The sequence below is a fragment of the Aestuariivivens marinum genome (assembly GCF_022662175.1).
Lineage (GTDB): Bacteria > Bacteroidota > Bacteroidia > Flavobacteriales > Flavobacteriaceae > Aestuariivivens > Aestuariivivens marinum.
The window spans coordinates 224,432-247,325 of the sequence record NZ_JAKMCR010000002.1 but is presented as its reverse complement, the minus strand read 5'-3'; the positions used below and the strand labels follow the sequence as shown (position 1 = coordinate 247,325).

Genomic DNA, 22,894 nt, shown 5'->3' with positions numbered 1-22,894 from the left:
ATTTAGTTAAATTATTGCCGAGCAAATTATACCTACAACTATTGCAATACCAAAACTAATTAAGGTGCCTATTAATATATACTCTGTAAGTTGCCTGTTCTTCGACTCTTTTAAATCCCCAAATCGAAAAACCGATTTAGCAGTAATTAGAAACCCTACAGCCTCCCAATGATTGGTAATTATAAATATAAAAACCAAAATGCGTTCTAAAATACCAATATATTTTCCAGCATCTGCAAGTGATTTGCTGTCTTTGTTTAATTTTTCAATATTCCATTTTATAAAAATGGTTTTCATTATAATTGCTGTTGGTATGGTTAAGAACAATAAGCAAACTGCTATTAATAAGCTTTTCTCCGTTAGTTGAGTGCTAATTTCAATTTCTTTATATGTAAAAGAAAAAAAACATATCAAAATAACAATAACGTGCATAAGTTGATCCATAAAAAACCATATGCGCTTTGTTTTTTTCTTTTGTAAAGTAAGCTTTAGGGCATCTACTATTAAGTGGGATAGACCTATTGTTAATATAATGGGCCATTGTGTTATATCCCAAAGTAACAGTGAGGTAAGAACAATATGAATTAATACATGGAGATACAGTTTAGACGATTTTAAACCTCTCTTTTCTTTGTCCTTAACCCATGATTTAGGTTGGAGAAAAAAGTCGCCTAATATATGTGCTAATAAGAGTTTGATTAAAATCATAAATAGTAATTTGATATTTTATTTATAAACATTAGATTAACTTCCATTATTTCCTCTAAGTAGGCCCGTTTTTGCCTAGTACTTACTGCATTTTGATTAATGCCAATCATTTTTCCTAATTCGCTTTGTAATGCCTTAGGATAGGCAATGCTCAGTTTCACTACTTCTGCTGTATTTACTGTCCAATTATTCATTGCAATCAAGGCTAATTTAAAATATAAGTTTAACTCTTTATCAAGTTCAAAATGGTTAGTTTTGATTCTAAGGTTTTGTTTATCTTTTTTTAATGCTTCTATAGTTTCACCAGAAAAAATAAAAGCTTCACCGTTCGATTCGGAAACAGTATTACCTTCATATGTTTTATTTCCAATTCCTATTGACAAACGCACGTCTAATCCACGAATAGATTTAATACATGCTTTAATATAAACTGCAAACAAAAAACTTTGATACCAATCTTTAACTTCTATTTGAAAGCTATCACCACGATATATGTTCCAGTAACTTTTATCTGAACTAATATAGGATAAGGACTTTTTTAAAGTACTTATCCAAATGTTTGGATTTGTTTGACCTCTTGATTTTATAATATCTCCTGTAATAACACTTGTTGTCATTTTATCATGTTATAATATGATAATCAAATATATCACATAAAAACATGATAAACAAATATATCACATAAAAACATGATTTTAGATATTGTTGGCTTCAGGATAGAAATAAAGAAAACTAGTCTTCTTCAGCACGGTTAAGTAGTTTACTGTCAATAGCTTTACTGGCTTTGGCACCTAATTTTTTTAACATTTCTACACGCTTAATTAAATTACCCCGCCCAGTTAATTTTTTCATGGCGCCTTCATAGCTGTTTTGCACGGTTCCAATTTGTTTGCCAATTTTAATAAGCTCGTCGGTAAGGTTGGTAAAGCTATCGTACAAAGCTCCAGCTTGGTTGGCTATTTCCAGGGCATTTTGTTTTTGCCTATCATTTTGCCAAAGGTTATCAACCAGTCTTAATGCGGCTAATAGGGTAGCCGGAGTAACAATAATAACCTGTTTGTCGAAAGCTTCTTCGTATAAATTAGGCTCATGGGCAGAAGCTATAGCAAAAGCGGGCTCAATAGGAATAAACATAAAAACGGTATCGGGACTTTCGTCAACTAAAAACTGATAGTTTTTACTGCTTAATTGGTCTACATGACGTTTAATAGAAGCTATATGTTGCTTTAAATATTGTTGTTTTAAAGTGTCGTCATCTTCGGAAACAAAACGTTCAAAACCCACCAAAGACACTTTACTATCTATAATCATTTTTTTGCCATCGGGTAAATGTATCAACACATCGGTTTGCAGGCGTTTGCCTTCTGGAGAAACATGGCTGTCCTGCAAGGTATATTCCCTGCCTTTTTCTAACCCCGATTTTTCTAAAATTCGAGTAAGAATCAACTCTCCCCAATTTCCTTGCATTTTGCTATCCCCTTTAAGCGCTTTGGTAAGGTTATCGGCATCTTTACTCATTTGTAGATTGAGTTGGGACAAATTCTTTATTTGTTCTTTTAATTCACTGTGTCTGCCAATACTTTCCTTGTTAGTATCTTCAACACGCTTTTCAAAGATTTTTATTTTCTCTTGAAGTGGATTGAGTAAATTTTCTAGACTCTCCTTATTTTGTTGTTTAAACTTGGTAGATTTTTCATCAAATATTTTATTGGCCAAATTTTCAAATTCTTTGGTGAATTTTTCCTGTAATTTCTCTACTTCATTTTTTTGTTCTTCATTTTTTTGATGAAGTATCTCAAACTCTGTATTACGGCGGGTCAGCTCAGAATTTAAAAATTCCTTTTCCTGCCTAATGTTTTCACGTTCACTTTCTACTTTATCCAAGCTTTGTTTTAAATTTTCAATAGTGATTTGCAATTGGTTTTCACGCTCTTTTAAAGTACTTTTTTCACTGTTTGTTTTTAATCTAGTAAAAAGCATACCTAGATAGGCACCAATTGCAGCAGAAAAAACTATAGTAAGGAAAAGAATAATACTATCGGTCATTTATAAAGAAATTTATTCAAAGATAATTTTTTTGGACAGAAGGTTAAAGAGCTAGTGTTGAAGTTATCAACGAAATACTTAAATTATTTTTTTACCCGAAAATTTCCATTGGTCTCATCAAAAGTGATTAAATCTTTAGGAAAAAGAGAATTGAATGTACCTTTTATAATGAGATTGCAAGGCGTGTCTGATGCTACTTCATCTTCAGTCATAACAATTAATCGATCACATAATTGAATAGCCAAATCTATTTCATGTGACGAAAAGAGGATGGTTTTTTGGGTTTCCTTAGCTAGACTTTGTAATAATTTAAGAATATAAGCTTTATGGTACATGTCTAGATGTGTAGTAGGTTCATCTAGAATGATTAAATCTGTATCTTGAGCCAAGGCACGGGCGATCATTACTTTTTGTAACTGACCATCGCTAAGTTCAAAACACTTTTTATTTTTAATATCCTTAATATTGGTTAGCTTTAGTGCATTATTTACCATGGCAATATCTTTAGCAGTTAAGCTACCAATCCAATTTGTGTAGGGCTGCCTTCCTAAGGCAATCAATTCAAAAACAGACAGATTTTTAGATACAATCTGTTCAGTTAATACAAGGCTCATGGTTTTGGCTAGTTCTACGGCACTATATCCTGATAGTGGCTCAAGGTTTAAAATAATTGTACCACTAAGTGGATGTTGAATAGCGGTTAGTGTTCTTAACAGAGTAGATTTACCAATACCATTAGCACCTACTAAACCAACCAGTTCACCACAATGAAGCTCAATATTAATATTTGAAGCAACGGTGTTTTTATAATTTTTTGAAGTATAGCCAATTGCTAAGTCTTTAGTACTTAGTACAACGTGTTTTGGAGTGTCTTTTACTAATTTCAAAACAAAAGTTTTTTAAAAATTCATTTTACGTTTTCTAACTAATAACCAAATGACTACAGGAGCTCCAAACAAAGAGGTAATAACATTAATAGGTAATGTATAATCGCTATTTGGAAGTTGGGCAATACTATCGCAAATAAGCATTATAATGGCACCAAAAATAAATACTGCAGGCAACAAAAGCTTATGGTTGGAGGTGTTAAAAATTTGTCGGGTAATATGTGGAATTGCCAATCCAACAAAGGCTATAGGACCAGAAAAAGCTGTTATGGTTCCAGCTAATAAACTAGTAGCTAAAATGATAAGCATTCTATTTTTTTTAATATGCAAACCTAAACTGCGTGCATAATTTTCACCCAATAATAAAGTATTTAAAGCTTTTATAGAAGCTAGACTTAACAATAGTCCGACTGAGTAAATAATTAGTAAAATAAATACTTCTTCCCATGATAAGTTACCCAAACTGCCAAAGCCCCAAAAAATATACTGTTGCAAGTCTTCTGCAGAAGTAAAATATGAAAGCACACTAACAATGGCTGTTGTAATACTGCCAAACATAAGACCAATAATAAGAATGGCCATAGTATCCCTGATTTTGGTAGATACAATCAAAACCGATAACAAAACCAAAAAACTGCCTGCACTGGCAGCTGCAACAATTCCCCATTTACTGACTAAAGTATTAGCTAAAAGACCTCCAAAAACAGATGATCCCATGATTGTTAAGGCTACACCCAAACTGGCACCAGAAGTAATTCCAAGTACAAAAGGACCTGCTAAGGGGTTTCTGAACAAGGTTTGCATCATAAGTCCAGATACCCCCAATCCGGAGCCTACAATAATAGCGGTTAATGCTTTTGGTAAGCGGTAGTCTAGTACAATTTTTTTAAAGGTATTGTTATTACTTGAGCCAAAAAATATTTCTATTAATTCTGAATTGGAAATAGAAACGGAACCCAAGCTAATATTGATAATAAAACACAATATTAACATCAGGATTAATAACGAAAAAGCCAATTGATATGTGTTTTTATTGGGCAACTTATTCTAAACGTTTAAAAAAGTAAAGTTCGTGATTTTTAAGTAACTCAGGGTGACTAATTTTTATTAGATCCTTAAGTACAATATCAGGCCTGGTCATACCCAATTCAAAATACAAAATACCTCCAGTATCACCAGTAGTATTGGTGAAGGAGTAGATGTTTTTATTCCTAAAGGCGTCAAACAAAGCATGATGTTCATTGCCTTTTTTTAAGTTTTCTAAACTGTTATAGTTAGATGGACTTAACCAAATTTCTGCATTTTTAGCTTTTATAAAAACCGATTCAAAACTTAATTTTAAACTTCCGACGCCTTTGGTGTTATTCCATAGATAGTTAACGTTGGCATCCTTTAAAAGCTGTGCTTCAGTACTGGTACCGTTTGGTAAATACCAAATATCGTTGTGCATGGCACCGCTTAAAACCCTTGGTATTGATTTTACATGATTTGCCAATTGTTTTACTTCCAAATAATTAGTTTTTATCATGTTAAAAATTGAGTCGGCCTGGGCATTTTTATCATACAAAACGCCAAAAAACTTGATCCATTCAGCTTTTGCCAAAGGGGAATTTTCAACCCAATCACCATTGAAAATAACAGGGATTCCAGATTTTTTTATAGTTTCATAAATCCTATTGCCTCCATCAATGCCAAAACCAACAACTACATCGGGGTTTAGTGATAAAAGGATTTCGGTATTTATTACTTCGTTTTTACCCAACTCCTTGATGTTGTTGGCATTTATTTGTTTTCTAATTTTTTTAGACGAAATGTAATCCAATCCAGGAAATCCAACCAATGTGTTATTAACAGAAAGCAATTCTAAAGCAGGAAGGTGAGTCGTAGAGGTAACAACAATTTTTTTGATTGGAAGTTCTATTATGCCACTATAGTCATTAGGATTTAGGGTGATTTTTGGTAGAGAATCTTTATGAATTACCACATAACTATGAGAAGTTTTAGATTCTGGCCAAGGACTATGGATTGTTATCACTTTATAAACCCCCAAATCGCTAACAGAAAACCCTTTGGCGTACTCCAGTTTTAAATCTTTTGTATTCATTTCATTAAAACCTGGTTTGGGTACTACATTTTTACAGCTAAAACATATAATAGCGATTATAAATATTATTTTTTGCAAGGTTTATTTTTTAAGTTCAAAAGTAACATTATTTAATCTTTTGAGTAAAACAATAAACAAAATGTTTTATTTTTACAACGAAATTTGGTTCCTGCCTCGGTGGGATTAAAAAGGGAATCTGGTGAAATTCCAGAGCTGTTCCCGCAACTGTAAGTACTATGCTCAACGTGATTGGGTATCTCTTTAAGAGTCACTATTTCTTCTAGGCCACTGTTAATATAGATTAATGGGAAGGTATAATAGTGAAGGATAAGTCAGGAGACCTGCCATTTTTTAAACCAATAAGTTAAACTTTCGGGATAAAAGTTTGTATGTTACAATCCATGCGATTCTCGAGTAATTAATCATTTAAATGAACAAAAAAACAAGTGTTTTTGGTGTACTATGTTTAGGTATATCTATGGTTGGTTTTACGCAACAGCAAAGCGATTCAACAAAAGTCGAACAATTAGAAGAAGTTGTTGTTACTGATTCACGATTTATGTTAAAACGTGAAAATTCAGGAAAAATGGTTATCAAAATTTCCAAACAAGAAATCGAAAGAAATCAAGCTAGAACAATTTCAGAATTAATCAATACCAAGAGTGGTATTGAAATTAATGGGAGTAGAAGTGTTGAAGGCCAAAACTTGGGTAATTATATTAGAGGAGGAAACAATAGACAAATACTGGTGCTTATTGATGGAGTACAGGTAAACGATCCTTCTATTGTAGCTAATGATTTTGATTTACGCCTATTGGATTTAAATATGGTAGAATCCATTGAAATTATTAAAGGTGCTGCGAGTACGTTATATGGAAATGCCGCTGCTACTGCCGTTATTAATATTACAACTAAAAAGGCTTCAAAAGAAAGTGTATCTGGGAGTTTTTTAACGGTTGTTGGTACTAATCAATCACAAGACGATTTAAATTACAATGCGTCAAGTTTTACTAATAGTGTTTCCGTCAGTGGTAAAACTAGAAAGTTTAATTATTTAATTGGTTTTGGTAATCGATTTGTTGACGGGCTTTCAGCTGCGAAATCTAATAATTCAGAGAAAGATCCATTTTCTAGGTTTAACACCAATGTTAAATTAGGTTATGAATTATGTAAGGCTTTTAACCTTACAGCTTTTGCAAGTTATGATAAGCTAAAAACAGATATTGATGGTTATCCAGCTCCTAATTATACTTTTGCAGACACTTACGATGAATACATTGTAAAGCAGAAAAGAGTAGGGGTGTCCCCTAAGTTCACCTACAAAAATGGAAGTTTTCAAATCAATACTGCATTCACCGAAATTAACAGGGAAACCGTATCAGACTTTAGCTCTGTGAACAAAGCAAAAAGTTATGTAGTCGATGCGTTTAATAAATATGTATTTGATGATACATTTTATACCATTGTTGGATTAAATTACGGCGATTATAATAGTCAATTTGCTAAAGAAGAGAGTTTTACAAATACAGATCCTTATGCAAATGTAGTTTACATATCATATTTCGGACTAAATATTAATGCTGGAATACGATTAAATAACCATAGTGAATATGGCTCACACTTTGTGTATAGTTTAAACCCATCATATAGTATAGATTTAGATGGAGGTTATACCAAAATATTTGGTTCTTATGCGACTTCATTTATTGCACCTAATCTGTCTCAGTTATTTGGTTATTTTGGAGCTAACCCAGATTTAGAGCCAGAAGAAAATTTGACTATCGAGGGAGGTTTTGAATACAATTTAAAAAAGAAATTTCGACTAAGCGGTGTGTATTTTAATAGAAAAGAAGAGAATACTATTATTTATACAACAGGCTATCAAAATGCGAATGCAGTGGCTAGGGTCCATGGTTTTGAAATAGAGGCTGAATTGGGATTGATTGAAAACTTAAACGTATCAGCAAACTATACTTTTATTGAATTAAAAGATGGTTTGCGTTTACGTTTACCAAAGCATAAAGTGAATGCTAATTTAGGCTATAATTTTTGTGAAAATACTTTTGCCTCCTTAAACTACCAGTATGTTGGTAATAGGACGGATACTGATTTTTCTACCTTTGAAAATGTTGAACTACCTCCTTTTTCTATAGTTGATTTATATTTTAGCCAGAAAGTAATTAAAAATAAGTTAAAACTCTTTGTTAGTGTAATCAATTTGTTGAATGAAGATTATTTCGAAATTCTAGGGTATACCACGAAAGGAAGGAATGTAAACCTAGGATTTAATATTAACCTTTAATGATTTTATCTACTACTTAATCTCTTATTGTGAAATATCTCCCTTGTTTGGAGGCATTTTTTATGGAATCAAATCACAATACCAAATTCCATATTTGTCACTTTTACAAACGGAATCATTATCGGTTTTTGGATTGCTATATTCTCGATATACTTTTTCTCCAATACTAAAAGAAATGGGTTTTTTAAAAATTGGACCATCGAAACAAAAGGTATGGAATTCACCATTTTCACCACAGGGGTCAACACCTTCAGGTAAATTGTCAATAAAGTTTTTATCTATAATAGTACCTACAAAATCCTTAGTAAAATATTTTGAATTGGCGCAAACGATAATGGTTTTAAAACCTAAATCTAAAAACTCATTTAATAAATCTTTTGTGTTATGTTTCCAAATGGGGAATATGGCTTTTAAGCCTAGTCGCCCCAGTTGTTTTTCACGATAGGTTCTCAGGTCTTCTAAAAAAATATCCCCAAAGGCAGTATGTGTAAAGCCATTATTTTTTAGTCTAGAGACCTTTTCAAGCATCTTTTCCTCATAGATGGCCATACTGGGCATTTCGGGCAATTCTATTAAAGTGGATGATATGCCAATGGCTTGGGTTTGTGCTATTAAAAGTTCCTTTCTTAATCCATGCATAGACACCCTGTTATAATGACTATTAACAGTTGTAACAAGTTCATCAACAGTATAATTAGAATTTTGTAATAAATGATGTAAGGCTAATGCAGAGTCCTTGCCTGTACTCCAATTGAAGTAGGTTTTAATTTTGTTCAAATAAAAATCTGTTTATCATTTCTGAAGGAAGTTCTTTGTCTACATACATGCCACTGCCTGAAGTTTCAAAACTATTGCTATCGTCAATTAATTTTAACGGCGTGAAATTATTTTGTGATTTGATTTTAGAAAGCTTTCCTGAATTCTCTATGGCAGCTAAGGCAGCAGCTAAAAGCGTTTCGTTTACATTGCCTAAAGTACCAAGGTTTAAATAATCTTCTTCTAAATGAATGTCTGGGGTGAGCCCGTTGCTATAGTCTGTTTTACCAACACTGTTAAGTGATTTAAAGATTAATGGTTGCATGGCATAGGAATGACTTGGATTTACACCTTCTCTACTAAAATCTTCGGAGTCGTAGAGTGTGGTAGAGGCTTGGTATTTACCTTCTGTATTTTTACCAATATGAATCACATCAACATAAGGGTCTAGACTATTTATAACCAATTCACTCGCTGATGCTGAAAAATCTGTAGCAATAATGTAAACTTTAGTTAAGTTAAGACTGTTCAAGCTAGCACCAGCATCGTTGTTAACAAATCTATTGATGAGCAATTCTGGGTTTTCATTTTCAATAGCCGCTTGAAACGCTGTGTTCCATTCTTCAGTACTAAACACATCACCTGTAAACTGGCCGGTTATCATACTCGCAAGCAGTATGGCAGTATTAACCGATCCTCCAGGGTTATATCTTAAATCTAAAACCAAATCGTCTATATTACTGGCTTTAAAATCACCAAAAACAGTATTTAACTGCGCATCATAATCGGCTGTAAAGCCATTATACATTAAATAACCGACTTTTTTTGAACCAAGATCAAAAATATCGGTTTTAAAAATAGGGTTTTCGCATAGCTCTACTTTATTAAGTGTGATAGTTTCGTTTAGTGAATCGATAGTGTCATCAGTAGTTTCTGAAGTACCATTATCATTATATGTCCCCAATGTTATGGAATAAGAACTTGAACCAAATAAGTTAAAGTTGTTATCAGTTTTAGAATTATAATATAATAGGTTACCGTCGACTTCATAAAAAATATCACCTCTTTTTATGCCTTTGCTTTCGGCATCACTACCTGCCAAAACCATACGAACAATGCCAAAAACATTGTTAGAGGTATTGGGCGTGTTAAATAGGCTAAACTCCATACCGTTAATAACGCTACAGCCATCAAAAAAACGTTCCAAAGCGATATAATCATCAACAATCCAACTGTAGCGATCTACGTTTTCCCTTTGGTAGATTAAACTTTCGAATAAATCTTCGGGTTTGGAATAGGAGTTAAGGTAATCGGCATATTCGCCATCTGAGGAAAACCTGTCATTAGCTAGGTTGGGGATATTGTCCTTATATAGATAAAAAAGATTCATGCCCTTCCAAACAAAATCATTTATTTGGTTGGCACTAATGGTATTGTCGTCATTGTCTTCAAAGCAACCGTAAGTTATGATTGATAAACACAGAAGCAGTATTGGGGCTTTTAAATGTTTCATAGCAATTTCTTTTATTATAAGTAGTCTATAAAACCATAAATTTACTTACATTATTGTATAATAAAAAAATAATTGTAACAAAAAGACATGTCGTTCGTCGTAATTTCAAATAGCGTAAAAAGCTATTTATAATACAACCAATCAATTATGACTCAAAGTGAGTTTTTAAATATTGTAATGCCTTTTAAGGATAAAGTGTTTCGTTTAGCAAAACGATTGCTCATATCTACAGAGGAAGCTGAAGATGCCACACAAGAGATATTATTGAAATTATGGAACAATAAAACAAAGATTGAAGGTTATAAAAATGTCGAAGCGTTTTCAATGACTATGACCAAGAATTTTTGTTTGGATAAGTTAAAATCAAAACAAGCCCAAAACTTAAAAATTGTTCATAGCAATTACGAGGATAAGCAAACAGCATTACAAAAACAGGTTGAATTAAACGATAGTGTTAACTGGGTGGGAAAAATAATTGAAGAATTACCAGAACAACAACGATTAATAATTCAGTTGCGGGATATTGAGGAATATGACTTTGACGAGATTGCTGATATGTTGGGTATAAATAACACAGCAGTACGGGTAAACCTATCTAGAGCTAGAAAAACGATAAGAGAAAGATTAACTAATACGCATAATTATGGTATTAAATAGTATAGAAAAATTAATCGAAAAATACGAGAATGGAGAAACATCACTTAAAGAAGAGCAAGTGTTGAAAAACTACTTTACCAGCGACACAGTTGCCCCACATTTAGAAATGTATAAACCAATGTTTACGTATTTTTTGGCAAATCAACAAGAACAGTTTACTAAGGACGTTTCATTAAAAACTAAGAAAGCATTTAATTATAAATGGATTTCTGTCGCAGCAGTAGCAGTTCTTATGTTAGGGTTTTATTTCAATAAACCTAGCGATGTTGGTACAATTGATGATCCTGAAATTGCTTTTAGCGAAGTTTCAAAATCGTTAGCGATGATTTCAAATCATTTTAACAAAGGAACTTCAACAGTGGGCTACTTAAACGAAGTAAATAAAGGCACTTCAACTTTGGGTTACCTTACTGAGATAGAAAATACAACTAATATAATTTTTAAAAAAACAAATAATTAATTATGCAAACGCAAAAAATAAATACCATGAGAAATAGATTAATAGTATTCGTAATGACCATCATGCTAGCACCAATGGCTGGAATGGCTCAAAAAAATGTATTTGAAAAATATAGTGAAAATCCAGATGTTACTTATGTAAACATTAAGCCTAAAATGTTTCAGATGATTGCCAAAATAGGCATAGATACCGATGATGCCGAGGCCAAAGCTTATATGGATATGGTTAAAAGCATTACTAGCTTTAAGACTATTGTAACGGACAACATGTCAATATCAGCTGATATTTCTAAATGGGTAAAATCGCGAGCTAGTGCTTTAGAAGAATTAATGGAGGTTAAGGATGATGGCACCGAAGTTAAGTTTTATGTAAAAGAAGGTATGGATGCAGATCATGTAGAAGAACTTTTAATCTTTGTGAATGGCGTGGATAAGGTTATGGAGGATAAGATTGAGGTGAATGGAAAGGAGCGAAAAATTGAAACAGTTGTTGTGTCGCTTACCGGAAATATCGACTTAAATGAGATTTCTAAGCTTACCCAAAAAATGAATATTCCTGCTGGAGAACATTTGAAAAAGAAAAAATAAACAAATCATCAATCATGCAACGTACAGTTAAATATATAATATTCGCCTTATTTGTCACATTTTTTTTAACAAGCTGTGGAGATGGGGTTAGTTTACAACGGTATTTTGTAGATAACCAGGAATCTAAAAACTTTATCTCACAAGATGTTCCATTATCTATGATAGAAATTGATCAATCTAGATTTAATGAAGATCAGAGGGAAGCTTACGAGTCGGTTAATCGATTAAACTTTCTGGCTTACAAAGCTAACGATTCTAATATAGGCTCTTACAACACAGAATTGTCTAAAGTTAATTCCATTTTAAAACATAAAAAGTATAACGACTTAATTGAATTTAATGACAAAGGCAATAAAGTAGTGGTTAAATATATTGGAGATAATGAAGAGGCAGAAGAAGTTGTTGTATTTGCAAATGCGAACAATTTAGGTTTTGCTATTGTTAGGGTTTTGGGTAACAATATGAGCCCCGATAAAATGGTAACTTTGGTTTCAGCTTTACGGAACAGTGATTTGCAAGTAGATCAAGTTCAGGACATCATGAACTTTTTTAAATAGATTATAGAAATCTTGTTTTTAAAAACTCCTAGCAACAACTAGGAGTTTTTTTCTTGGGTATTGCTGTCCATGTCCTCTTCTGGATATTTTCTTTTGGTGTATACGATATTAACTACAATTAATAAATAGATAAGTACTAATAATGTTAAAATGACAAAATTATCAAGTATATTAAAGACCCCGGTAATAAATAAACCTGCAGCCAAAGAGCCACATAGTAATAATGATTGCCTATCGTTAAGTATCATTTTATATACCTGTATAATTACTAGGAGTAATTCGTTTTAGTTCTGTTTTAATGTCATTAGACACCTCTAAGGTATCAATAAAATTTGAAATAGAATTTTGATTTATTTCTTCGTTGGTTCTGGTTAACCCTTTTAAAGCTTCATAGGGATTAGGATAGCCTTCTCGTCTCAAAATAGTTTGGATTGCTTCGGCCACAACAGCCCAGTTGTTTTCTAAGTCTTTAGCAAACTTTGAATCGTTTAACAATAATTTATTCAACCCTTTTAATGTCGATTTAAATCCAATAATGGTATGACCAAAGGGAACGCCAACATTACGCAAAACAGTACTATCGGTCAAATCACGCTGCAATCTTGAAATAGGGAGTTTTGCCGAAAGATGTTCGAAAATGGCATTAGCTATACCTAGGTTTCCTTCACTGTTTTCAAAATCTATAGGGTTTACCTTGTGAGGCATGGCACTACTACCAACTTCACCTGCTTTAATTTTTTGCTTAAAATAATCCATGGAGACATAGGTCCATATATCCCTGTCTAAATCTATAAGTATGGTATTTATGCGCTTAAGGGTATCGAACAAAGCAGCCATGTGGTCATAATGCTCAATTTGTGTTGTTGGAAACGAATGTTGCAATCCTAATTTGCCTTGCACAAAGGCGCTTCCAAATGCTTTCCAATCAATATTAGGATAGGCCACATGGTGAGCATTAAAGTTACCTGTTGCACCTCCAAACTTTGCGGCACTAGGTATATCGTTTAGCAAATTAAACTGTTCTTCCAAGCGAACCACAAAAACGTCAATTTCTTTACCGAGTCGAGTAGGAGATGCTGGTTGCCCATGTGTTCTGGCAAGCATGGGTACTTGAGCCCATTCATTGGATAATGTCTTAAGCTTATTTAAAACGTTTTGATATTCTGGAATGTAAACCGAATTAATGGCTTCTTTTATACTTAATGGAATAGCAGTATTGTTAATGTCCTGTGACGTCAGTCCAAAATGAATAAATTCTTTGTATTGTATTAATCCTAAAGCATCAAATTTTTTCTTAATAAAATATTCAACAGCTTTTACGTCGTGGTTGGTTACACTTTCAATGTCTTTAATTTCTATGGCATTTTCACTTGTAAAATTTTTATAAATGTTCCTTAAAGAATCAAAAAGAGATGAATCAACAGATTTTAATTGAGGTAAAGGCAATTCGCAAAGCGCGATAAAGTATTCTATTTCAACCAAAACACGATATTTAATCAAGGCCTCTTCAGAGAAAAAAGGCGCTAATTCGTTTACTTTGTTTCTGTACCTACCATCAATTGGAGAAATAGCATTTAAGATTGATAATGACATGTTTCTGATCTTTTTTTAGAAGTTGCAAAGATAGGAAAGAAAGTTGGAAGAGGGAAGCATGAAGAGTATAGTTTAAAAGTGTAAATTTAAAGTAGAATGTTTATGAAACTAAGACCTGTACAATACTTAAAAACTATAAATGGTTTCATTTTCTTCTACATCTTTTTGTCTTATTATTTCTTTATCCTTTTCAAAATACCTTTCGCACGGGATTTATAACCAGCACTTTGTTCATAAAACTCTCGCTGTAAAATTATTGCAAGTTCGTTGTGTATCCAAGTGTTGTTCTCATGTCCAAATAGAAATAGAGTCTCCATGGCATGAACTTTAGCTGCTACTTTATGGTTACTAATCATCCAATCAAAACAAGCTTCAATAATGAGTTCTTTGTGTATTTGTGTTAACACATCTTTTATCGGATTGGAGGTTTGGAGGCAGTACGCTTTTGCAATTAAGCAACAGATTTTTGATACAGGTCGAACAGCGGAGTCTAAATAAATATGTTTTAGGTTATTAGTAAATTTATTTAAATGAGGTGTAATACTGTAAATATTGTCGATACAAACAAATTCTAAGATCCATGCGGCCCGACAAGAATTTTTATCATTTACCATACATAAAATATCTATGAGTTCGGGAAGTAAGCTCAAATTATTTAAAACCAATCGAGCATATCTTAAACGGTTTTGACGGGATGCGTTAACATAGTTTAATTCTTTGTATAATCCTGTTGAGGTCATCTAATTATTTCATAAATTTAGAGTTCTAAAAATACTGCATTTAATACATTTAAACCGATGAAGCGAACAAAAAAAATAATATTGGTTTTATTGCTTATATTGGTATTGTCCCAATTTTTTGGCCCAGAAAAAAACCAAGGTGATTTAAGTTCTGTTGAACTTTTTTTGGCCGAGACCAAACCACCCGAGGACGTTAAATTGATATTGAAAGAAGTCTGTTACGATTGCCATAGCAATTATACAAGATACCCTTGGTACAATACGATAACCCCAGTTAATTACTGGTTGGCGGGGCACATAAAAGATGGAAAAAAGCATTTTAACGTATCTAATTGGGTAGGAAATTCAATAAAGCGTAAAGACCATAAATTTGAAGAGCTTATTGAAATGGTCGAAGACAAATCCATGCCATTGAAATCCTATACGTGGACGCATGCCGAGGCAAAACTTAGTGATACTCAAATTAGGGCGGTTGTTGACTGGGCAAAATTAGTTCGTACAACATATGTCTCAATGCCAAAACCAGAATAAATATGAAACTTCTAAAGAACAAAGACCAAATTAAATGTGATGTGTGCTGTATTTGGAATTTGTTTTTATAATTTGGGATTTTAGAAATTTCTATGATTAAAAAAATATTGATTATTGGTTTTGTATGGCCTGAACCCCAAAGTTCTGCAGCAGGAAGTAGGATGATGCAACTTATAGAGACTTTTAAATCTGCCAATTATAACATTGTTTTTGCAAGTGCCTGTGCTAAAACAGAACATGCTTTTAATCTTGAAAGTATTGGGGTTTCACAAGTTAAAATTGAATTGAACCACTCCAGTTTCGATGAGTTTATTAAAGTATTGGCTCCAGATGTGGTGCTGTTTGACCGATTTATGGTTGAAGAACAATTTGGGTGGCGGGTTGCCAAACATTGCCCTAATGCCCTTAGGGTTTTAGATACCGAGGATTTGCATTTTTTACGCAAAGGAAGACATCAAGCTTTGAAGGACAAGGTTCATTTTAACAAAGTCTACTTGTTTAATGATACAGCAAAACGGGAAATAGCTAGTATTTACAGAAGCGATTTAAGTCTGATTATTTCAGAAGCTGAAATGGAAATTCTTATGCAGGATTTTAATATAGATGAATCCTTATTGCTCTATTTACCATTTATGCTGGATAAACTTTCAGAAGACAAAATAACAAGTATTCCAAAATTTAAAGAACGAAGGCATTTTATTTCTATTGGAAATTTTTTGCACGCACCCAATTATGATGCTTTTTTATTTTTAAAGGAAGCCATTTGGCCTTTAATTAGAGCGGAATTACCACTAACCGAATTGCATATCCATGGTGCTTATGTTCAGCAAAAAGCAAAACAGTTACATGATGAAAAGCAAGGGTTTTTAATAAAAGGCTTTGCAGAGGATCTGAATTGGGTTATGCAACAGTCTAAGGTATGTTTAGCGCCACTACGTTTTGGCGCAGGGTTAAAGGGAAAACTTGTCGATGCCATGCAAAATGGAACGCCTTGTATTTTGACAACCATTGCTGCTGAAGGCATGTTTGGAACCATAAAACCTAACGGATTTGTTGAAGATACTCCTGAAAATATTGCAGACAAAGCCATTGAATTATATAATAATGAAAAACTTTGGTTTGAAAACCAGCAAAACGGATTTAAAATTATTAATGTCCGATTTAACAAAACTGAACATCAAGAAAAGTTTTTAGACGTTATTTTGGAAACAACTAAACAACTCCACGACAAACGACAACACAATTTTATTGGGCAAATGCTACAACACCATACTATGCAAAGTACTAAGTATATGGGGAAATGGATAGAAGAAAAAAATAAAATTATTTAAGGTAAGAATGTTAGATCATAATCAGTTTAACTTATTTGAAAATGTACTTGAATTGAAACAATTCGATTTACCTGATGCTAATGTTAGCCTTTACAACAATGTATTTAACGTAGAAGAGAGCTATACGCTTTTCACAAGTTTATTTAAAACCATCAAATGGCGACAGGATGCAATAAAATTTTATGGTAAAGAATTTAATGTGCCTAGGCTAACAGCATTTTATGGTGATGCTAATAAAGTTTATAGTTATTCAGGTATAACTTTACAATCCCACTTTTGGACTTCCGATTTAATATTCATCAAGAAAAGAATTGAAGCAATTACAGAAACTAAGTTCAATTCATGTTTGTTGAACCTTTATAGAACTGGGCAAGACAGTAACGATTGGCATCAAGATAATGAAAAGGAACTTGGTCAAAACCCAATAATAGCCTCAGTTTCATTTGGACAAACCAGACCTTTTAAATTAAAGCATTTGGGAGATACTAGCTCACAAACGATTACTATTCCATTAGTATCTGGGAGTTTATTGCTTATGAAGGGAGCCACCCAACATTTTTGGAAGCACAAAATACCAAAAACCACTAGAAAAATTAACCCAAGGATAAACCTAACCTTTAGGGTTATAAATTCTTTATAGCTTCAATAGCCTGCTTAACACCAACTGTAGCTTTTTTAGGAATAACCATTAGGTTTTTTTTACTGCTAATATTAGGTTTTGGGTCAATAAAAAACGTAGGCGTATTTTTGGGAGTATAATGTATTAAACCAGCAGCGGGATAAACTTGCATTGATGTGCCAACAATCATTAAAATATCGGATGTTTTACAAATAGCTAAAGCCTTTTCAATCATGGGTACGTCTTCTCCAAACCAAACTATATGAGGACGGAGTTGATGCCCTTTTTTACAAACATCGCCCAACATTAAATCAGTTTTCCACTCTTGTATATCGGTAGCGTCAAGAGTGCTTCTTACTTTAAACAATTCTCCATGTAAATGAATGACATTACTGCTTCCAGCACGTTCATGTAAATCATCTATATTTTGAGTAATGATAGTTACCTTATAATCCTTCTTTAATTCAGCTAGAGCAAAGTGAGCACTATTGGGATGTACTGTTAAAAGTTGTCTTCGGCGTTGGTTGTAAAAATCCAATACTAATTTAGGATTTGTGGCAAAACCTTGCGGTGATGCAACTTCGATGACATCAAAACCTTCCCATAGTCCATCTGTATCGCGAAAGGTTTTAATACCGCTTTCAGCACTTATACCTGCTCCGGAAAGAACTACAATATGTTTTTTCATTAACTATAACTGTTATAGGTCTAACAAATCAGGTCGTCGCGTTTGAGTGCGTTTGTAAGCCTGTTCTTCACGCCATTTTTCTATCTCAGGGAAATTACCACTAAAAAGAATTTCGGGTACCTGTAAACCGTTGTAATCTCTAGGTCTAGTGTAAATTGGTGGTGCCAATAAATTATCTTGAAATGAATCGGTTAGCGCAGAAGTTTCATTGCCCAATACCCCAGGGATTAAACGAATTACAGCATCGCATAGTACGGCCGCACCCAATTCACCACCTGAAAGCACGTAATCTCCAATTGAAATTTCACGGGTAATAAAGTTATCGCGAACACGCTGGTCTACGCCTTTATAATGACCACAGAGTATAATAATGTTCTCTTTAAGCGATAGTTGATTTGCAATACCTTGATTTAAAGTTTTTCCGTCGGGGGTCATGTATATAATCTCATCGTATTGACGTTCAGTTTGCAAAGCAGTAATACACTTATCTATAGGTTCGATCATCATTACCATACCGGCACCACCACCAAACTGATAATCATCAACAGATTTATACTTATCTGTTGTATAGTCACGCAAATTGTGAAGGTGGACTTCAACTAATTCAGATTCTATAGCGCGCTTTAAGATGGAGGCTTCAAAAGGACTTTTAAGTAATTCGGGTAATACCGTTATAATATCTATTCTCATGATACAAAGATAGTTTTTTAGTAAATAGGTAAACCTTCATAATAGTCATACAAAAAAAATCTGCAATCAAAAAAATGCAGATTTTGTAAAGCTAAATTAATGATTCTTAAACTCCTTTTTGTTTATTAATTTCATCTTGAAGTTGACGTCTTACTTTTTGTTCTCTTTCCAAAGCTGTTTTACGGTGTTCTTCAAACTCTTCTTCAATCTCAGAGAGTGCCAATTTGGCCTCTGTAGTCACAGAGTTGCTGTTTTTAAACTTGTAAATAAATAAAATAAGTAATGCAAGAAGACCACCAATAATACACCACATTAATAAATTATATCCTGTTTTGCTCATTTGTAATCCAAAAAGTGACATACTATTTTTTTCTGTGTTGGTTTTATCTAAATCGCTTTGAGTTGTTGAAAGTTTTGCTTTTAAATCGGAGATTTCGTTAGCTTGATTATCAACGATGGCTTGTGTGTCTGCTAAATTTTTGTATAATGTTTTTAACGAGTCTACCACATGTGCCTGAAGGGTGAGGAGCATACTGTGTTTTACTGCTTCATACATTTGTCCGTTCGTGCCTTTAAAATTTCCTGATTTTTTTAAAACATATTCAAATTGATTATTAAGCGTGCTTTTGTCCAATGAAAGACCATCATCTTCTTGAGAAGTATTTTGTCCAAATAAGGGGAATGATAAAAAAACAAGTATGGCTATAGTTGCTAAATATTTATTGAATTTCATTTAGGATTGATTTAAAGGGTTTGTTTTATAATTACGAATTTAAAAAATATTGTTAAGTATGAACTATATTTTAATAAAAAGCCTCACTTTAGTGAGGCTAAGTTACATACGGTTGAAAAATTAAAATGGATTTTTGGTTGTTTTAAATTTTGCCAAAAATGACATTTTGACAAAGAATAAAAGGGTTATCCTTTTCTAATAATAGGTGTAGCGCCTAACTTTAGCAATGTATTTGGCAAGTCTAATAACTTGATGGCTGTAGCCATACTCGTTATCGTACCAAACATAAAGCACAACATTTTTGCCATCTTTCCTAACAATACTCGCTTTACTATCATAAATTGATGGTGCCGAAGAACCTACAATATCGCTGGAAACCAATTCATCGCTTAGCTCATACTTTATTTGTTCAACAAGGTCACCTTCCAAAGCGTATTTCTTTAAAATGGTATTTAATCCCTCCAAAGACGTTTCACTTTCTAATTCCAAGTTTAAAATTGCCAAAGAACCATTAGGGACAGGGACCCTAATAGCATTGGAAGTTAATTTACCTTCTAAACTTGGCAGGGCTTTGGATACGGCTTTTCCAGCTCCTGTTTCGGTAATGACCATGTTTAACCCCGCGGCGCGACCACGACGGTATTTACTATGAAAATTATCTACTAAATTTTGATCGTTGGTATAGGCGTGAATGGTTTCAATATGTCCACTTTTTACACCAAAAGAGTCTTCCATAACTTTTAAAACAGGTGTGATGGCATTTGTGGTACATGATGCTGCAGAAAAGATATTGAGTTTGTCCGGATTGTTTTCTTCATGGTTAACACCATAAACAATATTTGGAACCTCCTTACCTGGTGCAGTTAACAATACTTTGTCTACGCCATTGGATTTTAAATGTCTGCTTAAAGCAGATTTATCGCGAAATACTCCCGTATTGTCAATAACTAGAGCGTTGTTAATGTTGTATTTAGTGTAATCAATATCTTCTGGTGAGTTAGCGGATATGATGTTAACGGTTGTACCATTTATGGAAAGCGCATTATTTTTAATATCGGCAGAAACAGTACCGAAAAAATCGCCATGTACAGAATCGTTGCGAAGTAAAGCTGCTCTTTTTTCTAGTATTTCAGGGGTTATATTGCCTCTTGTAACAATGGCTCTTAATCGCAACTGACTTCCTTTCCCAGTACGAGCCATAAGTTCGCGTGCTACTAAGCGTCCTATTCTGCCAAAACCAAATAGTACAACATCTTTAGGTTTTATATCACTATTTTTATTGGCATCTTTTAGTTTTGAAGCCACAAAAGCGGTAACGTTGTTGTGTTTGCTGTCTTCTAAATGAAATTCATAGGTAAGTTTGCCAATGTCTAATTTTGCAGGAGGAATATCCAAGGTTTTTATAGCTTGTGCAATTTCAACAGAGTCGAAAATAGAGATAGGTTTCTGTACAAATTTGCAGGCATATTCGTGTAAATTTAAAATTTGGCTTACATTTTTGTCAATAAGTTGATTTCTAAAAAGCACCAATTCAATAGACTTGTCATACCATAGGTCACTTATTATTTTAATAAATTCTACAGTAGCCCTTCTACGGTCTGCCTGAAATGCTAATTCTTTTTCGTATGCGTCATTAAAATACATTTTTTATTGATTTTGAGTGTTGTTTAAATTTTGCAAAAGTACCATATTTCAAACGTTTTCGTAACCTATTTTTAAGAAAAATTATTTAATTTAAAAAAGTTGAAGTTTCTATTAATATTATGATATAAATAGTTGTTGGATTTGTTTTTTCAAAATGGTTGCTGGGGTGTTTTGAGTGGAAGTAGAAACCTAAAAAAATAACCCCGCTAAAACCTATTGGTTTCAACGGGGGTTAATTAAGTTTTGTTATATGCATTACCTAAATATAACTTCCTTTCGTTCTAAATTTGGAGTTAAATAGGCGAGCTGTTCTATGTGATCCTCAAAATCATCACCATACTTTTCCTTTAATTTAACAATATCTTCAACAGCCTCTATTCTTTTACCATTAATTTCAGTAATGATATAACCATCTCTTAAACCCAAACTATTGAAGAGTCTTTTGTTTTTTGACTTAGAAATTAAAACGCCTTCAATATCATATTTTTCCTTGGCAGAGTTTGAAAGGTCTCTAAATTCCATATCCCAAAATTCTACAAAATCAACAGGAATAATGTCTTCTCCTGAAATGGTAACAGACTTGGACAACAGTTCGCCATCCCTAAGTACCTTAACACGAACCACATCGTTAGGCCGCTTGGTTTTAATAAACCCCCTTAAATCTTCAAATTTTGAAATTTTAACGTTGTCCAATTGTTTAATAATATCACCTTTTTTAAGGCCTGCTTTCTCAGCTCCAGAATTGTGGGTAACCTCACTGATATAAACCCCTTCGGTGTAGCTAACTCCAATTTCGTCAGCAAATTCACTACTAAATGTTCCACCTTTAATTCCTAAAAGACCTTTTTGTATGTTGCCATATTCCAAAATATCCATATACACTTTTCTGGCAATATTACTGGGAACAGCAAAGGAGTAGCCAATGTAAGACCCAGTTTGTGATGAAATGGCAGTATTAATTCCAATTAAATCGCCCGTAATATTAACCAGAGCTCCACCAGAGTTGCCGGGGTTAACGGCAGCATCGGTCTGGATAAAAGAATGGATGTTTTCTCCAGTGGAGTCCAGGTTTCTGGATTTTGCACTAATAATACCTGCAGTAACGGTTGAGGTGAGATTAAAAGGGTTTCCCACGGCTAAGGCCCATTCTCCCACTTTCACATTATCAGAATCTCCAAAACTTACAACAGGTAAACTTTCATCAGCATCAATTTTTAAAACAGCGATGTCGGTTTCAGGGTCAGAACCAATAATTTCGGCTTCGTAAGTTTTATTGTTATTTAGGGTTACTGATAATTGTTTGGAGTTTTTAATAACATGATTATTGGTGATAATATAACCGTTTGGGTCTACAATAACACCAGATCCAGTTCCTAATCTGTATTGTGGTTCGCCACCACCTCCAAAAAGTAAATCTTGGATAGTCATTTGTCTGGAAGCAACAGCTAGGTTTTTAACATGAACAACTGCATTTACTGTGTTTTCAGCAGCTATTGTAAAATCAGGTGCTTCTAAGATATTATTAATACTACTTAAATTATTGGCAGGTAAAAATGTTGGTGTTTCGTTTTGGGTAACTACAACATTATGGCTGTTATCTTCTAAAAATAACTTGTAGGCTCCCAAGGTCATTATACCACCTAAAGCCGAAACTAAAGCAAGCGATAAAATCTTCTTCATAATTCTTATTAATTTAAATTATAAAAACAACGATTAAAATTAAATATTTATTGAGTTGTCAATTATGT

General features: G+C 33.2%; 24 protein-coding genes and 1 riboswitch. Of the genes, 8 read left to right on the top strand and 16 right to left on the bottom strand.

Going from position 1 to position 22,894, the window contains the following annotated elements; all coding sequences use genetic code 11:
* Positions 1 to 6 precede the first annotated feature (6 nt).
* The 6 genes from MR053_RS08395 to MR053_RS08370 all read right to left on the bottom strand — a co-directional run bounded on the left by MR053_RS08395 (position 7) and on the right by MR053_RS08370 (position 5,745).
* A complete protein-coding gene (locus MR053_RS08395) occupies positions 7 to 708 on the bottom strand; it encodes a DUF3307 domain-containing protein (protein ID WP_242132012.1) in 702 nt (233 codons plus the stop codon).
* Positions 705 to 1,325, bottom strand: a complete 621-nt coding sequence (locus MR053_RS08390) for a SatD family protein (protein WP_242132011.1) — start codon at positions 1,323 to 1,325, stop codon at positions 705 to 707. Before MR053_RS08390 ends, MR053_RS08395 begins: the two co-directional genes overlap by 4 nt.
* A 115-nt stretch (positions 1,326 to 1,440) precedes the next feature.
* Positions 1,441 to 2,754, bottom strand: coding sequence for a DNA recombination protein RmuC (rmuC, locus tag MR053_RS08385; RefSeq protein ID WP_242132010.1), 1,314 nt, complete (start codon positions 2,752 to 2,754; stop codon positions 1,441 to 1,443).
* An 83-nt stretch (positions 2,755 to 2,837) separates the two neighbouring features.
* Positions 2,838 to 3,641 carry an ABC transporter ATP-binding protein gene (locus MR053_RS08380; RefSeq protein WP_242132009.1) on the bottom strand — a complete coding sequence of 268 codons (804 nt, stop codon included), beginning with the start codon at positions 3,639 to 3,641 and terminating at the stop codon, positions 2,838 to 2,840.
* A gap of 12 nt (positions 3,642 to 3,653) precedes the next feature.
* Positions 3,654 to 4,682: a FecCD family ABC transporter permease gene (locus MR053_RS08375; protein WP_242132008.1), complete on the bottom strand. Its 1,029-nt coding sequence runs from the start codon at positions 4,680 to 4,682 to the stop codon at positions 3,654 to 3,656.
* Between the two features lies 1 nt (position 4,683).
* On the bottom strand, positions 4,684 to 5,745 hold the full coding sequence (locus MR053_RS08370) for an ABC transporter substrate-binding protein (RefSeq protein ID WP_242132007.1): 1,062 nt from the start codon (positions 5,743 to 5,745) through the stop codon (positions 4,684 to 4,686).
* Positions 5,746 to 5,891: 146 nt separating this feature from the next.
* A riboswitch (cobalamin riboswitch) is annotated at positions 5,892 to 6,108 on the top strand.
* Between the two features lie 67 nt (positions 6,109 to 6,175).
* On the opposite strand from MR053_RS08370, the gene MR053_RS08365 reads away from it, so the two are divergent.
* The gene (locus MR053_RS08365; RefSeq protein WP_242132006.1) at positions 6,176 to 8,047 is read left to right on the top strand and encodes a TonB-dependent receptor plug domain-containing protein; all 1,872 of its coding nucleotides are present in this window, start codon (positions 6,176 to 6,178) and stop codon (positions 8,045 to 8,047) included.
* 60 nt (positions 8,048 to 8,107) lie between these two features.
* On the opposite strand, the gene MR053_RS08360 is transcribed toward MR053_RS08365, so the two are convergent.
* A complete protein-coding gene (locus MR053_RS08360) occupies positions 8,108 to 8,824 on the bottom strand; it encodes a Dph6-related ATP pyrophosphatase (protein WP_242132005.1) in 717 nt (238 codons plus the stop codon).
* A complete protein-coding gene (locus MR053_RS08355; protein WP_242132004.1) occupies positions 8,811 to 10,316 on the bottom strand; it encodes a S41 family peptidase in 1,506 nt (501 codons plus the stop codon). The genes MR053_RS08360 and MR053_RS08355 overlap by 14 nt, the downstream gene beginning before the upstream one ends.
* 147 nt (positions 10,317 to 10,463) lie before the next feature.
* On the opposite strand from MR053_RS08355, the gene MR053_RS08350 reads away from it, so the two are divergent.
* Genes MR053_RS08350 through MR053_RS08335 form a run of 4 tightly spaced genes read left to right on the top strand, consistent with a single transcriptional unit; the run spans position 10,464 to position 12,577 of the window.
* Positions 10,464 to 10,973: an RNA polymerase sigma factor gene (locus MR053_RS08350; RefSeq protein ID WP_242132003.1), complete on the top strand. Its 510-nt coding sequence runs from the start codon at positions 10,464 to 10,466 to the stop codon at positions 10,971 to 10,973.
* Positions 10,960 to 11,433 carry a hypothetical protein gene (locus tag MR053_RS08345; RefSeq protein WP_242132002.1) on the top strand — a complete coding sequence of 158 codons (474 nt, stop codon included), beginning with the start codon at positions 10,960 to 10,962 and terminating at the stop codon, positions 11,431 to 11,433. Before MR053_RS08350 ends, MR053_RS08345 begins: the two co-directional genes overlap by 14 nt.
* 26 nt (positions 11,434 to 11,459) lie before the next feature.
* Positions 11,460 to 12,020: a DUF4252 domain-containing protein gene (locus MR053_RS08340; RefSeq protein ID WP_242132001.1), complete on the top strand. Its 561-nt coding sequence runs from the start codon at positions 11,460 to 11,462 to the stop codon at positions 12,018 to 12,020.
* A gap of 14 nt (positions 12,021 to 12,034) precedes the next feature.
* Positions 12,035 to 12,577 (top strand): DUF4252 domain-containing protein, encoded by a 543-nt coding sequence (locus MR053_RS08335; RefSeq protein WP_242132000.1) that lies wholly within the window; start codon positions 12,035 to 12,037, stop codon positions 12,575 to 12,577.
* A 38-nt stretch (positions 12,578 to 12,615) separates the two neighbouring features.
* Here the strand turns inward: MR053_RS08335 and MR053_RS08330 are convergent, their stop codons facing one another.
* From MR053_RS08330 to MR053_RS08320, 3 genes are all read right to left on the bottom strand, one after another.
* Positions 12,616 to 12,825: a hypothetical protein gene (locus MR053_RS08330; protein WP_242131999.1), complete on the bottom strand. Its 210-nt coding sequence runs from the start codon at positions 12,823 to 12,825 to the stop codon at positions 12,616 to 12,618.
* A gap of 1 nt (position 12,826) precedes the next feature.
* A complete protein-coding gene (gene purB, locus MR053_RS08325) occupies positions 12,827 to 14,170 on the bottom strand; it encodes an adenylosuccinate lyase (protein WP_242131998.1) in 1,344 nt (447 codons plus the stop codon).
* Between the two features lie 173 nt (positions 14,171 to 14,343).
* A complete protein-coding gene (locus MR053_RS08320) occupies positions 14,344 to 14,910 on the bottom strand; it encodes an adenylosuccinate lyase (RefSeq protein WP_242131997.1) in 567 nt (188 codons plus the stop codon).
* Positions 14,911 to 14,967: 57 nt separating this feature from the next.
* Between MR053_RS08320 and MR053_RS08315 the strand changes: the two genes are divergently transcribed.
* The 3 genes from MR053_RS08315 (at position 14,968) to MR053_RS08305 (ending at position 17,412) form a co-directional block, all read left to right on the top strand.
* Positions 14,968 to 15,441 carry a heme-binding domain-containing protein gene (locus MR053_RS08315; protein WP_242131996.1) on the top strand — a complete coding sequence of 158 codons (474 nt, stop codon included), beginning with the start codon at positions 14,968 to 14,970 and terminating at the stop codon, positions 15,439 to 15,441.
* A 92-nt stretch (positions 15,442 to 15,533) separates the two neighbouring features.
* Entirely contained in the window at positions 15,534 to 16,772 is a 1,239-nt protein-coding gene (locus MR053_RS08310) for a glycosyltransferase (protein WP_242131995.1), read from the top strand.
* A gap of 7 nt (positions 16,773 to 16,779) precedes the next feature.
* Positions 16,780 to 17,412, top strand: a complete 633-nt coding sequence (locus MR053_RS08305; protein ID WP_242131994.1) for an alpha-ketoglutarate-dependent dioxygenase AlkB family protein — start codon at positions 16,780 to 16,782, stop codon at positions 17,410 to 17,412.
* Here the strand turns inward: MR053_RS08305 and MR053_RS08300 are convergent.
* From MR053_RS08300 to MR053_RS08280, 5 genes are all read right to left on the bottom strand, one after another.
* Positions 17,396 to 18,079 carry an SIR2 family NAD-dependent protein deacylase gene (locus tag MR053_RS08300; protein WP_242131993.1) on the bottom strand — a complete coding sequence of 228 codons (684 nt, stop codon included), beginning with the start codon at positions 18,077 to 18,079 and terminating at the stop codon, positions 17,396 to 17,398. The two genes, MR053_RS08305 and MR053_RS08300, sit on opposite strands and share 17 nt — an antisense overlap.
* A gap of 12 nt (positions 18,080 to 18,091) precedes the next feature.
* Positions 18,092 to 18,769, bottom strand: a complete 678-nt coding sequence (trmD, locus tag MR053_RS08295) for a tRNA (guanosine(37)-N1)-methyltransferase TrmD (protein ID WP_242131992.1) — start codon at positions 18,767 to 18,769, stop codon at positions 18,092 to 18,094.
* A 106-nt stretch (positions 18,770 to 18,875) separates the two neighbouring features.
* The gene (locus tag MR053_RS08290; protein ID WP_242131991.1) at positions 18,876 to 19,502 is read right to left on the bottom strand and encodes a tRNA (guanine-N1)-methyltransferase; all 627 of its coding nucleotides are present in this window, start codon (positions 19,500 to 19,502) and stop codon (positions 18,876 to 18,878) included.
* Between the two features lie 195 nt (positions 19,503 to 19,697).
* A complete protein-coding gene (locus tag MR053_RS08285; RefSeq protein ID WP_242131990.1) occupies positions 19,698 to 21,146 on the bottom strand; it encodes a glyceraldehyde-3-phosphate dehydrogenase in 1,449 nt (482 codons plus the stop codon).
* Between the two features lie 255 nt (positions 21,147 to 21,401).
* Positions 21,402 to 22,826 carry a S1C family serine protease gene (locus MR053_RS08280; RefSeq protein ID WP_242131989.1) on the bottom strand — a complete coding sequence of 475 codons (1,425 nt, stop codon included), beginning with the start codon at positions 22,824 to 22,826 and terminating at the stop codon, positions 21,402 to 21,404.
* Positions 22,827 to 22,894: the final 68 nt, after the last annotated feature.